This window comes from Yimella radicis, from assembly GCF_054778255.1.
This window is the reverse complement of the sequence record NZ_BAAGZR010000003.1, coordinates 199,201-212,039: the sequence shown is the minus strand read 5'-3', so window position 1 is coordinate 212,039 and position 12,839 is coordinate 199,201. Positions and strand designations below refer to the sequence as shown.

General features: G+C 68.2%; 11 protein-coding genes. 6 read left to right on the top strand and 5 right to left on the bottom strand.

Annotation, left to right across the window (positions count from 1 at the left end; genetic code table 11):
* Positions 1–6: 6 nt before the first annotated feature.
* A complete protein-coding gene (locus ACYU8W_RS02785) occupies positions 7–1,332 on the bottom strand; it encodes a TerD family protein (protein WP_499466439.1) in 1,326 nt (441 codons plus the stop codon).
* Between the two features lie 367 nt (positions 1,333–1,699).
* Here ACYU8W_RS02785 and clpB point away from each other — a divergent pair, with 367 nt between their 5' ends.
* Positions 1,700–4,267, top strand: a complete 2,568-nt coding sequence (clpB, locus tag ACYU8W_RS02780) for an ATP-dependent chaperone ClpB (protein ID WP_499466437.1) — start codon at positions 1,700–1,702, stop codon at positions 4,265–4,267.
* Between the two features lie 72 nt (positions 4,268–4,339).
* On the opposite strand, the gene ACYU8W_RS02775 is transcribed toward clpB, so the two are convergent.
* Positions 4,340–5,206: an alpha/beta fold hydrolase gene (locus tag ACYU8W_RS02775; protein ID WP_499466435.1), complete on the bottom strand. Its 867-nt coding sequence runs from the start codon at positions 5,204–5,206 to the stop codon at positions 4,340–4,342.
* A gap of 129 nt (positions 5,207–5,335) precedes the next feature.
* On the opposite strand from ACYU8W_RS02775, the gene ACYU8W_RS02770 reads away from it, so the two are divergent.
* From ACYU8W_RS02770 to ACYU8W_RS02760, 3 genes are all read left to right on the top strand, one after another.
* Positions 5,336–5,704: a peptidoglycan-binding domain-containing protein gene (locus ACYU8W_RS02770; RefSeq protein WP_499466433.1), complete on the top strand. Its 369-nt coding sequence runs from the start codon at positions 5,336–5,338 to the stop codon at positions 5,702–5,704.
* 112 nt (positions 5,705–5,816) lie between these two features.
* Complete coding sequence (locus tag ACYU8W_RS02765; RefSeq protein ID WP_499466431.1) at positions 5,817–6,554, top strand: LppX_LprAFG lipoprotein; 738 nt, start codon at positions 5,817–5,819, stop codon at positions 6,552–6,554.
* Positions 6,535–8,223 carry an MFS transporter gene (locus tag ACYU8W_RS02760; protein ID WP_499466430.1) on the top strand — a complete coding sequence of 563 codons (1,689 nt, stop codon included), beginning with the start codon at positions 6,535–6,537 and terminating at the stop codon, positions 8,221–8,223. The genes ACYU8W_RS02765 and ACYU8W_RS02760 overlap by 20 nt, the downstream gene beginning before the upstream one ends.
* A 9-nt stretch (positions 8,224–8,232) precedes the next feature.
* Here ACYU8W_RS02760 and ACYU8W_RS02755 read toward each other — a convergent pair whose 3' ends face one another.
* Genes ACYU8W_RS02755 through ACYU8W_RS02745 form a run of 3 tightly spaced genes read right to left on the bottom strand, consistent with a single transcriptional unit; the run spans position 8,233 to position 11,246 of the window.
* A complete protein-coding gene (locus ACYU8W_RS02755; protein WP_499466428.1) occupies positions 8,233–9,741 on the bottom strand; it encodes a flavin-containing monooxygenase in 1,509 nt (502 codons plus the stop codon).
* Positions 9,738–10,406 carry a DUF4190 domain-containing protein gene (locus tag ACYU8W_RS02750; RefSeq protein WP_499466426.1) on the bottom strand — a complete coding sequence of 223 codons (669 nt, stop codon included), beginning with the start codon at positions 10,404–10,406 and terminating at the stop codon, positions 9,738–9,740. The genes ACYU8W_RS02755 and ACYU8W_RS02750 overlap by 4 nt, the downstream gene beginning before the upstream one ends.
* Positions 10,407–10,457: 51 nt before the next feature.
* Positions 10,458–11,246, bottom strand: coding sequence for an exodeoxyribonuclease III (locus ACYU8W_RS02745; RefSeq protein WP_499466424.1), 789 nt, complete (start codon positions 11,244–11,246; stop codon positions 10,458–10,460).
* Between the two features lie 87 nt (positions 11,247–11,333).
* On the opposite strand from ACYU8W_RS02745, the gene ACYU8W_RS02740 reads away from it, so the two are divergent.
* Together ACYU8W_RS02740 and pyrE are read left to right on the top strand one after the other, a co-directional pair.
* Positions 11,334–12,110, top strand: coding sequence for an SDR family NAD(P)-dependent oxidoreductase (locus tag ACYU8W_RS02740; RefSeq protein WP_141929331.1), 777 nt, complete (start codon positions 11,334–11,336; stop codon positions 12,108–12,110).
* Positions 12,111–12,135: 25 nt separating this feature from the next.
* Entirely contained in the window at positions 12,136–12,738 is a 603-nt protein-coding gene (gene pyrE / locus ACYU8W_RS02735) for an orotate phosphoribosyltransferase (RefSeq protein WP_129624680.1), read from the top strand.
* The last annotated feature ends 101 nt before the right edge of the window (positions 12,739–12,839 follow it).

Sequence of the window (12,839 nt, the reverse complement as noted above, 5' to 3'; positions counted from 1 at the left end):
GCGTTCTCACTGGGCGAAGCGGCTCATCATCGGGAAGATCTCCTGCGGCACTCGTGCCTGTACTGCCTCGCCGATCGCCTGCATCCGCCAGCCCGAGCCAGTGCGGCGTAGTGCGGCCATCACCATGCCGGTGGTGGCATCGCCGCCGGACAGTTGGTATCGCACCAGCTCGCCGCCGCGGCCCGCCTCGTCGATGAGCCGGCAGAAGGCGTTCTGCACCATCTGGAACGTATGCCCCTCGTAGGAACTCACGACAAGGATGACGCTGGTGACGTGCACCGGGATGCGGTTCAGATCGACCATGATCACCTCGTCGTCGCCGTCCCCGGCACCCGTCCGGTTGTCTCCGGTGTGACGCACGGATCCGTCGGCTGACGACAGCCGGTTGTAGAAGACGAGGTCGACGATGTCGTTGCCCGCCACCAGGATTGCGGAAGCGTCGAGGTCGACTTCGGCGGTGCGTCGCGACAGCATTCCGCCTCGCTGGACGGGGTCCCAGCCCAGGCCCATGCGGACCAGGCTGAGGTTGCTTCCGTCGTCCTTGCGCAGGTTGACCGATTGGCCTTTGCTCAGGTTCACCGGACGGCCACGGGTCAGGCGGGAACCGTCGTCCCCGGCGGGTGCTGCCGGTGCTTGGGCGTAGGGGTCGTCGCCGCCCTGACTCGTCGGCGGGGCGGCCGGTGCCGGCGCGGGGGATGGCGCAGCCATGGCGTCGGACGTGTACGGGTCCGGACGGCGGGGTGCTGGAGCCGGCGGCTGGGTCGAAACCGGTTGCGAGGCGGGGGTGTTCGCCGCAGGTACCGGAGCCGCTGTGGCAGGTTCGTCGGCGACGTCGGCGCCGTGGTCTCGCAGCAGGTCGGCCAGTCCACCGCCGTAACCCTGCCCGACCGAGCGCAGCTTCCACTCGCCATTGCGCCGGTAGAACTCGACGGCGATGAGGATCGACTCGCTGCTCAGCCCGGACAGTTCGGCCTGAGCGAGCGGTGCGCCGTCGGCGCTGGTCACCACAGCCACCGGCGCGGAAACCAGCGAGCCGAAGGTGCGGCCGGCCTCGTCCAGCGAGGTCACCACACGCACCTTCTCGATCTCGGGCGGCAGTTCGCCCAGACGCACCTGGAGCTGCCAGGGCTGTCCACCGCTCGGCGGGATGCAACGGACGCCGGGACCCTCGGGCTGGTTGTAGAACACGATGTCCTGATCACCACGCACCCTGCCGTCGCTGGTCAGCAGCAGCGCGGACAGGTCTGCTGCGGCGCCGACCTGCACCGTCACGGCGACCTGGCTGGCGGACAGTGGCGCATTCTGGCCCTTGGCCAGCTGCACAGCGGACATCGAGTGCCTCCTTTGGATCGAATCGCGCGGGTCGCAGTTTTCCCACCCTGCTGCCGACGTTCAGTCTACGGACTCGGTTGCATCCCGCGTCGCGGTTCGGACAGCGCAGCGAACGGTCGGGGCACGTCCATTCGGCGCTGGTGGGCTGAGGGAGCGTCAGTCGCCGTGCACCCGTGCTGCAGTTCGGGAACGGCAAGTCTCAAGCCGGTGCCTCGTGACGGGCGCGACGCGAATGTCCAAAGTTGAGCGGAATAGGCTCAACTTCGGCGGCGTTGACTCACATAGCCGACGTTGTCCGTCACCGCGTAGCGTGGGGCGAGCCAGCGTCACCTCGTAAACGTATGTCCGAACCGAAGGAGTCCCGAGAGTGGATCTTCAGCTGACCACGAAGGCGCAGGAAGCGCTGTCCGCGGCCACCCGATCGGCGATCACCGCCGGCAACCCCCAGATCGAACCTGCGCACCTGCTGGTTGCGCTGGTCAATCAGACCGACACCACCACGGGCCCCTTGCTCGAAGCGGTCGGCACCTCACCTGCCGCCGTCCGGGGCGTCGCCGACGAAGCGTTGCGGACGCTCCCGGCCGCCAGCGGATCCTCGGTGGGTCAGCCTGCGATGTCGCGTTCGCTGGTGAACGTGCTGGAGCAGGCCCGCCAGGAGATGAGCGCCATGGGCGACTCCTTCGTCTCCACCGACCATCTGCTGCTCGCGCTCGCGCGCACCGGCCAGTTCAGCCTGGACGCCGACGCGATCTCCGCCGCCATCCCGAAGACCCGCGGTGGCGCGAAGGTGACCTCCGCCGAGCCCGAGGGTCAGTTCGACGCGCTGGAGAAGTACGGCACCGACCTCACCGCGGTCGCCCGCGAGGGCAAGCTCGACCCCGTGATCGGACGTGACTCCGAGATCCGCCGTGTCGTCCAGGTGCTGTCCCGCCGCACCAAGAACAACCCGGTGCTGATCGGTGAACCGGGCGTCGGCAAGACCGCCGTCGTCGAAGGCCTCGCCCAGCGCATCGTCGCCGGGGACGTGCCGGAATCGTTGCGGGACAAGCGTTTGATCAGCCTCGACCTCGGCGCGATGGTCGCCGGTGCGAAGTTCCGCGGCGAGTTCGAGGAGCGGCTCAAGGCCGTGCTGGAGGAGATCAAGAACTCCGGTGGTCAGGTCATCACCTTCATCGACGAGCTGCACACCGTCGTCGGCGCCGGAGCCTCCGGCGACGGAGCGATGGACGCCGGCAACATGCTGAAGCCGATGCTCGCCCGTGGCGAATTACGCCTGGTCGGAGCCACCACGCTCGATGAGTACCGCGAGCACATCGAGAAGGACCCCGCGCTGGAGCGCCGGTTCCAGCAGGTCTACGTCGGCGAGCCCTCGGTCGAGGACACCGTCGCGATCCTGCGTGGCCTCAAGGAGCGGTACGAGGCGCACCACAAGGTCGCCATCGCCGACTCGGCGCTCGTCGCGGCGGCCACTCTGTCCGACCGCTACATCACCAGCCGTCAACTGCCGGACAAGGCGATCGACCTGGTCGACGAGGCAGCGTCCCGCTTGCGGATGGAGATCGACTCCTCCCCGGTCGAGGTCGACGCGCTGCGACGACAGGTCGACCGACTCAAAATGGAGCAGTTCCACCTGGAGAACGAGACCGACGACGCGTCCAAGGAACGACTGGCCAAGCTGCAGTCCGACCTCGCCGACAAGCAGGACGAACTCGCTGCGCTGAACGCCCGCTGGGAAGCGGAGAAGAAGTCGCTGAACGAGGTCGGTGACCTCAAGGCCCAGATCGATGAATTGCGCACTCAGGCAGACCGATTGGAGCGCGAGGGCGACCTCGGCGGTGCCTCCAAGATCCGCTTCGGTGACCTGCCCGCGCTCGAGCAGCAGATGGCCGATGCCCAGGCTGCCGAAGCCACTTCGTCGAAGGCAGGCGGCGAGGCCCCGATGGTCAAGGACGAAGTCGGGCCCGACGACATCGCCGACGTCATCAGCGCCTGGACCGGCATCCCCGCCGGACGTCTGCTCGAGGGGGAGACCGAGAAGTTACTGCGGATGGAGGACTTCCTCGGCAAGCGGCTGATCGGTCAGCACGCCGCCGTGCGAGCGGTGTCCGACGCCGTCCGGCGCTCGCGCGCCGGTATCGCCGACCCCAACCGTCCGACCGGTTCGTTCCTGTTCCTCGGTCCGACGGGTGTCGGTAAGACCGAGCTGGCGAAGGCGCTGGCCGACTTCCTGTTCGACGACGAGCGCGCGATGGTGCGCATCGACATGTCGGAGTACTCCGAGCGGCATTCGGTGGCCCGCCTGATCGGTGCCCCTCCCGGCTACGTCGGCTACGAAGAGGGCGGTCAGCTCACCGAAGCGGTACGCCGGCGTCCGTACAGCGTCGTGCTGATGGACGAGGTGGAGAAGGCTCACCCCGAGACCTTCGACATCCTGCTCCAGGTGCTCGACGACGGACGACTGACCGACGGTCAAGGACGCACGATCGACTTCCGCAACGTGATCCTGGTGCTCACCAGCAACCTCGGATCGCAGTTCCTCATCGACCCGGCGCTGTCGCCGGAGCAGAAGAAGGAGTCGGTCATGACCGCGGTCCGAGCCGCGTTCAAGCCGGAGTTCCTCAACCGTCTCGACGAAACGGTGATCTTCGAACCGCTGTCGAAGGACGAACTCGCCGAGATCGTCAACCTGCAGGTCGCTTCCTTCGGGGAGCGTCTGAAGGACCGCCGCATCACGCTCGAGGTCACCGAGACGGCCCGCCAGTGGTTGGCCGACGAGGGCTACGACCCGGCCTACGGTGCCCGTCCGCTGCGCCGTCTGGTGCAGAAGGAGATCGGCGACCGTCTGGCGAAGGCACTGCTGTCCGGCGAGGTGCGCGATGGCGACACGGTCACCGTCGACAAGGACGCAGACAAGCCGGAGCTCACGCTCAGCTGAGGACGGGAAACGCCCCGGGATCCGAAAGGACCTCGGGGCGTTTCTTGCTGTGCACAGAACGGGCCGCAGCCGTCAGCCGAGGTACTGCTCGATCGCGCCGACGACGACCTCGGGTTCTTCCAACGGCACCATGTGCCCGCGGTCGTCCAGGACCTTGAGCTGCGCGTGTGGCATCTCCTCGTGGATACGACGAGCCAACACCTTCGGCGTCAGCTTGTCGCGTCCGCCGACGATCACCGTCGTCGGCGTGTGTTCCAGCCTGGCCAGCGCAGCCACCTCGTCGTGCTTCATCAAGGCGCCGTAGAACGCTCCGTAGGTGATCAGGCTGGCCCCGCCGGTGAGCGCCGTGGTGAGCGCGACATCCTCGTCGCGGGCATCGGCACCGAACAGGTACTCGCGCTGTCGCTTGTCCCGGATCAGCCGTCCCGGCCGTCCGCGGAACGGCAGCCTCGACAAGGCTCGCATGATCTTCTGCTCGCCGGGCAGGCCGGTGCCGCGCAGCCCGCCGGCTGCCGTGGAACAGAACACGACGCCGCGGACGCGGTCGATCTCCTCGGGTGTCGCGGTGCCGGAGTAGGCCATGACGGTCATGCCGCCCATCGAGTGGCCGGCGAGGACCAGCGGCGATGCGTCGGGCACCAAGGCTGCGATCACCTCGCGCAGGTCCTGCCCCAGACGGCCGACCGATTCACCGGACGAGCGGTGCCGGCCGCCGGCGAGAGTGGACTCGCCGTGTCCGCGTTGATCCCACAACACGACGCGCACGCCGTCGCCGAGGGCATCGACCACCCGGTGCCAGGAGCGGTGGGTGAGCGTCCAGCCATGGGCGAGGACGACGGTCGGTGCGTCGAGTGCAGTTGCCTCGGAAGGGCGGCGGACGTACGCCGCGAGCAGGGCTCCGTCCGAGGCGAGGACGGTGTGGCGGTCGAGGGAGGTCATGCCTGCCAGCCAACACGAATACGGGGCAATTGCCCGGCTGCGGCACGCACCCCGCGTCGTTCGTGTCGGAACGAACAGCGGCAGCAGCACGTCGTCCTAGTGCACCAGCCCAGGACGCACCTTCGGGTAGTGGAATCCGTCCGCGCTGGCCGAGGACGCGGCGGCAACGCCGGTGACGACCCGCAGACGCAGCAACTGGTCAAGCACTTCCAGGCGCGGTGCCGACTGAAGACCGACATGATCGTCGGACCCAAGACTTGGTGCGCGTTGATCGCCCGAACCGCGGGCCGGCAGAAGCTGCGCCGGGGGATGAGCACGAACGACGTCCAACTCCTGCAACTGGCGCTCAATGCCTGCTTCGACTCCGGTCTGAAGGCCGACGTGAAGTTCGGGGCGGCCACCGAACGTGAGGTGCGGCGCTATCAGCGGATGGTCGGACTGAAGGTCGACGGCGTCGTCGGTACGCGCACCTGGGAACGCCTCGCCGACGGACGCTGACTCATCGAACACCGTCGTGTCCGACGCGCGGTCGGCTGCGGGAACTTCCGGGGTTACCCGCGCGTCGGACAAGTCGGCCCGGACGGGCATCTCGATGGATAGGTTGGTTCCCATGCGCGTACGCACTTCGAAGTCCTCCGCACTCAGTACGGCCGGCGCCGTTGTTCTGGCGGCGTCCTTGCTTGTGACCGGGTGCAGCAGCACCAAGGACGAGAAGGAGGGGCCCACCGGCTCGTCCGGCAAGGAACTGACCGCCACCGACCGACTCACCGAGGCGAAGAAGGTGCTCGACGGCACCCCCGGGTACCACTTCAAGCTGCAGGGCACGGACGTGCCGAAGGACAGCAGCGGGGTGCTGTCCGGCGAGGGTGACGTCATCGCCAAGCCTGCTTTCAAGGGCACCCTCAACGTGCAGGCCGGGTCGCTCGCCGCGTCGGTGCCGGTGACCTCGGTCGACGGCAAGACGTGGGCGAAGATGCCGTTCTCCGCCAAGACCACCACGATAAACCCCAACACCTACGGTGCTCCCGACCCGAACGTGCTGTTCAGCAAGGACAAGGGTGTCTCGACGCTCCTGCCACAGACCAAGGGCGCCAAGCTCGGCGGCAAACTGCGCGATGGCAAGGACATCGTCCAGGAGATCACCGGCTCGCTGCCGGGCAGCGCGATCAAGGCGGTGCTCTACATGGGCGACGGCACCGGCACGTTCTCGGTGAAGTACGGACTCACCGACGACAATCAGGTGCGCTCGGCGCAGGTGATCGGACCCTTCTTCAAGGGCAGCGACAAGACACGCTACGACCTGACCTTCACCAACTACGGGCAGACGGTTGACATCACAGCGCCCTAAGGCGCTGCTGGCCACGGCGTCCGTCGCCGTCGCCCTCGCCGCCGCCGACACCTACGTCGTCGTCCTCGCCCTGCCCGACATGATGCAGGGCGTCGGGCTGGGCATCGACGCACTTCAGAAGGCAACCCCGATCATCAGCGGGTTCCTGCTCGGATACATCGCGGTGTTGCCCCTGATCGGACGCTTGGCCGATCTCGTCGATCGCCAGCGGATCCTGATGTGGTGCCTCGCGTTGTTCACCGTCGGCTCGGCAATCACCGCGGTCGCGGTCGATCTGCCGGTACTGGTGGCCGGACGCGTCCTTCAGGGCATCGGCGGCGGGGGCCTGGTGCCCGCGACGCTCGCGATCGTCGCTTCGCTCTGGCCCGTCGGCCAACGGGGGACGGCGTTCGGTGTGGTCGGCGCCGTGCAGGAGGTCGGCAGTGTGCTCGGCCCGTTGTTCGGCGCCTTGATCCTGCACCTGTGGGACTGGCGAGCGATCTTCTGGGTCAACGGAATCGGCGGCATCGTGCTGGCGATCCTCATCCGCCTCACCGGTGGCCGCAGTTCGCGCAGCGAACTCGCCTCGACGACCATTCCGCGGTGGTGGCACGCCCTCACGGCCGTCGCCGCACTGGCCTGCGTGGCGCTGCTCGGTCTCGCGCTCGTCGCACCCGAATCACTGACCACCTCGATCGAGTACGGCGACCCGTTCGTGCCCTACGAAGGACACGACGCACGGTTGATGACACCGGTCGGGCTCTGGGGTCTGGGCGCACTGTCCGCGCTGTTGGTGCTGTCGGCGCGGTACTGGTGGCCGATCCTGCGCCGTGCCGACCTGTTCGGGGCGTTGCTCATCGCGACCGTGCTGGGCTGCCTGGTGCTCACGTTCTCCTCGGCCAACCCCGAGACCGAGGTCGTCGGACCGATGGGTCTGTGGTTGTTGCCACTCGGACTCATCGCGATGGCCGTCTACCTGTGGTGGCACCGGCGGGCGAAGGAACCACTCATCGCCCGTGGCGCTGTGGTCGGACGCGTCCTGCCGGCCCTCGCGGTCTCCCTCCTGGTGGGCACCGCGATCGTCGCGATCGTCGTCGACGTGCCGATCCTGGCCCGGCTCACGGTGACCGATGACCAGACCGAGGCTGCGGTGATCCTCGTCCGGTTCCTGATCGCGGTACCCGTCGGTGCGCTCGTGGGCGGTTGGTTGCTGCGCAAGGTCGGCCCGGGCATCGTCTCCGCCGTGGGTCTGGCGCTTGCCGCGGTCGGGCTGTTCGCGATGTCACGGTGGAGCGGAAATGTCCTCGACACCGCTCAGGCGACCGTGGTGCTGATCGCCGTCGGACTCGGCGTCGGCCTCGCGATCGCACCGGTCAACGACGCGGCGCTCGCCGACGCGCGCGAGTCCGACCACGGCGTGACCTCGGCGCTGATCGTCGTCTCGCGGATGGTCGGCATGGTCGTGGGACTCGCGTTGCTGACCGCTATCGGACTGCACCAGTACTACCAGGAGATCTCGGCGATCTCGGCGCCGACGGAGGCCGACTACCGCGCGGCCGGCGTGCGACAGGTCAACACCGTCTTCCTCGGGGCGGCGATCGCTGCCACTGTGGCGGCGCTGCTGTCATGGTTCCTCGGTCGAAAGCCGTTGCAACGCATCGACGGTGAGCGGGCAACCACCGCGCTCTGATCGGTGCGCTCAGCGGCTGGTGAACTCGTAGTCGACCCATTCGGGGTTGCGGACCCGACGCTCGAACTCAGCGACCGTACCCGGCCAGAGGATGCGGTTGCGGCCGCCCTTGTCGAGGTACCAGCTGCTGCATCCGCCCCGCTGCCACACGGTGTCGGCGCTGCGCTCATCGATCTGCGCCATGTGAGCCGGCACGACCTCCGGACGCACGCTCACCAGCTTCGCACCGCGGCGGTCACGCTCGGCGAGCAACTTCACGACCAGTTCGACCTGGGCCTCCATCATCAGCAGCACCGAGGTGTGGCCGAGTTCCGCGTTCGGCCCGAGCAGCATGAACATGTTCGGGAAGTCGGGCACGGTCACGCCGTAGTAACTGTCGATGCCCTCCTCCCAGCGCTGGGTCAGCGAGGCGTGCTTCGCGCCGAAGACATTGACCGACTTCCAGGCGGCGCTCGGATCGAACCCGGTCGCCAACACCAGCAGGTCGAGTGGGTGGTCGACACCGTCGGCGGTTACCAGACCGTTCGGTCCCGCATCGATGATCGGCTCGGTCGCCAGCTTCACGTTGCGGCGTGAGAGTGCCGTCAAGTAGTTGTCCGACAATGGAATTCGCTTGCAACCCAGCGTGTAGGCGGGCGTCAGCTGCGCGCGCAGCTCTTCGTCGTCGACGGACGATCGCAGATGGTGCATGGCGCGCAGGCGCACCGCCTTCATCAGCGCGGGCTGCTTGACGAACCCCAGCGCGCGAGTCTCGTTGGCGGCCCTGATCTTGGCTCGTCGCGCCTTCATCAGCGCCGGACGGCGCTCGTACCGCTCCGAGGTCGCTTCGGAGATCTCGTGGTCGTTCTTGGGCATCACCCAGGTCGGTGTGCGCTGGAAGACGGTAAGCGCCGCGGCGTCCGCGGCCAGTTCCGGAATCACCTGGACGGCGCTCGCGCCGGTGCCGATGACGCCGACCCGCTTGCCGGTGGCGGTGGTGCCGGGCACCCAGGTGGCGGTGTGCATCAGTTCGCCCTGGAACGCGTCGAGGCCGGGGATGGCGGGGGCGGTCGGCACGTGCAACGAGCCGACGGCGAGCACCAGGTCGCGGCAGGTGACGGTCTCCAGTCGTCCGTCGGGTGTGGAGTAGGCGACCTCCCAGCGCGAGGTCTGCTCCTCGAACCACGCCTGCTGCACGGCCGCGCCGAACTGCACATGCCGGCGGACGTCGTACTGCTCGACGACGTACAGCAGGTAGTCCTGGATCTCGTCGCCCGGCGCGTAGGCGCGCGACCAGTCCGGGTTGAGTTCGAAGGAGTAGGAGTACAGGTGGCTCTCGACGTCGCAGGCCACGCCCGGGTAGCGGTTGTCGCGCCAGGTGCCACCGATCTCGTCGGCCTTCTCCAGCACCAGCACGTCGCGTCCGGCGGCCTTCGCCGCGATCGTCATCGCGATACCGGAGAACCCTGCACCGATCACGACCATGTCGTGCTGGACGGCGGGCTGCACGTCGGGCTGCACGTCGGGCTGAATGGTCATGACGAGCCGATTCCCCAGACCACCATGAGCACGATGTAGCCGACGATCAACAGCGTGCCGAGCCCGCCGATCACGATGCCGGCGATCGCCATCCCCTTGGATCCGCTGTCGTTCTGACGCTTGGCCTCCGGCAGCGCCATGAAGCCCAGGACCAGACCGATGGGGAAGCCGAACCCGCACAGACAGCCGGCCAGCGACGTGACCAGCGCCGCGATCGCCATGCCGTTGGTCTGCGGTTGCTGGGGAAAGCCGCCCGGAGGCGCGTAGCCGTACTGGTTGTCGTACTGATTGCCGTACTGATTGCCGTAGGGATTCGGGTACTGCGGCGCGCCGTACTGCGCAGGCTGCCCGTACTGCTGGGGTGCGCCGTAGGGGTTCTGCGGTGACTGATCGTTCACGGACGGGTCGTAGCCGTTGCCGCCGTAGGGGTTGTACTGCTCGTGCCCGGCGCCGTACGACGGCCGGCCGTAACCCTGGGCATGACCCTGCCCGTAACTCTGCCCGTAACTCCGATCAGGCGGGGGCGAGCCGTAGGGCACTTCGCGCGTACCGGATGAGCCGTCGATCGGTTGTGTATGCGGCTTGTTCAGCGCACTCGGGTCGAGTCGCGGTGTCGCCCGGGTCGGCTCCTCGGAGTACGGGTGCTCGGGGTCGTAATTGCTCATGCTCTGCTTTCCCGGTGTTGAACGGCCGGGACGACCCTAACCGCCGCGGCTTCAGTCGAGCGTGACCACCACGGGCGCGTGGTCGGACGCGCCCTTGCCCTTGCGCTCCTCGCGATCGATCATCGCGTCGGTGACCCGGGAGGCGAGGGCAGGGGACGCCAGCGCGAAGTCGATGCGCATGCCCTGCTTTTTCGGGAAACGCAACTGCGTGTAGTCCCAGTAGGTGTAGACGCCCGGGCCGGGGGTGAAGGGTCGGACGACGTCGCTGAAGCCGGCGTCGACGATGGCCTGAAAGGCCGCACGTTCGGGTGCGGTGACATGCGTCCTGCCCTCGAAGAAGGCGACATCCCAGACGTCGTCATCGGTCGGCGCGATGTTCCAGTCGCCGGCGAGCAGGATCTGCGCGTCCGCGTCGTCGGCCAGCCAGCCCGCGGCGTCGTCGCGCAGCCGGGACAGCCAGTCGAGCTTGTAGTGGTAGTGCGGGTGGTCGATCTCGCGTCCGTTGGGGATGTACAGCGACCACACCCGGACGCCACCGCAGGTAGCGCCGATCGCGCGGGCTTCGGGTGCGATGGGTTCGCCGAAGCCGGGCATGCTCGGGAAGCCGATCTGCACGTTGTCGAGCCCGACCCGGGAGATCACGGCCACGCCGTTCCACTGATTGAGGCCGTGGTGGGCCAGCTCGTAGCCCTTCGCCGCGAGGTCGAGGGTCGGGAACTGGTCGTCACGACACTTGGTCTCCTGCAGCAGCAACACGTCGAGGTCGTGCCGTTCGAGCACGCCCATCACGCGGTCGATTCGGGAGCGGACGGAGTTGACGTTCCAGGTCGCAATACGCACGGCCCGAGCCTAATCGCCGCCACCGACGGCCCGGGTCGGGCCGGTTCATGGGTGGGTTCATGGGTGGCGCGACCTAGGATCGGCGCCATGCCTACCGCACTCGTCACCGGCGCCAGCGCCGGCATCGGCAAGACCTTCGCCCACCAGCTCGCCGCGCGCGGCCACGACCTCGTCGTCGTCGCCCGTGACAAGAGCCGGCTGGAGGCGCTGCGCGCCGAGCTCGAAGCGCAGCACGGCATCCGGGTCGACGTGCTGCCCGCCGACCTCGCCGACCGCACCCAACTCGGCACCGTTGCCGACCGGGTCGGCGACCGGCAGCGTCCGGTCGACCTGCTGGTCAACAACGCCGGGTTCGGCCTGCGCAAGTCGTTCATCCGCAACACGGTCGAGGAAGAGGAGCAGATGCTCGACGTGCTGGTGCGCGCCGTGCTCGTGCTCTCGCACGCCGCCGCCCTGGCGATGAAGGAGCGCGGGGCCGGCAACATCGTCAACGTCTCCTCGGTGGCGGGCTTCATGTCGTCGGGCACCTACTCGGCGGCCAAGTCGTGGGTCACGGTCTTCTCCGAGTCGCTCGCCGTCGAACTCGCCGACACCGGCGTCAAGGTCACCGCGCTCGCCCCCGGCTTCACCCGCACCGAGTTCCACGACCGCGCCGGCATCAAGGCCCGCCAGGCCGCCCCCGACTTCATGTGGCTCGACGCCGACAAGCTGGTCTCCGACGGCCTGGCCGACGTCGACAGGGGCAAGATCCTCAGCATTCCGGGCGTTCAGTACAAGATCGCCGCCGGACTCCTGCGCGTCGTGCCCCGCTCGATCGTGCGCAAACCGAAGCTGGTGCGCCGTCACCGTCCGAACAAGGACTGAGCGCTCCCGCTCTAGGCTGTGAGCCGTGACTGACGCCGCTGCCGACAACTTCGCCACCACCTCCAACACCCCGGTCGACCTCGCCGCCGACCGCGCCCGCCTGCTCGAGCTCATCAAGGAGCAGGCCGTCGTGCACGGTCGGGTGACGCTCTCCTCCGGCAAGGAGGCCGACTACTACGTCGACCTGCGCCGCATCTCGCTGTCGGGCGAGGCCGCCCCGTTGGTCGGACGTGTGATGCGCGAGTTGACCAAGCAACTCGACTTCGACGCCGTCGGCGGACTCACCCTCGGCGCCGACCCGGTGGCCACCTCGATGCTGCACGCCGCCGCGGCCGCCGGCGACCGGCTCGACGCGTTCGTGGTGCGCAAGCAGGGCAAGGCCCACGGGTTGCAGCAGCGCATCGAAGGACCGTCGATCAAGGGCCGCCGGGTGCTCGTGGTCGAGGACACCACCACCACCGGCGCGTCGCCGACCGACGCGGTGCAGGCCGCCCGCGACGAGGGCGCGGAGGTCGTCGCCGTGGCCACCATCGTCGATCGCGCCACCGGTGCGCAGCAGGTCATCGAGGACGGTCTGGGCGTGCCCTACCTGTCCGCGTTCAGCCTGCAAGACGTCGGACTGGCCTGACCGGCGCCGCACCTCGCGGTCGACCCACGTGACGTGGGTCACTCCACGCCTCCTTCGGGGGGTGGATCTGCGCAGGTCAGGACGCTTCACCACGCGTGGCC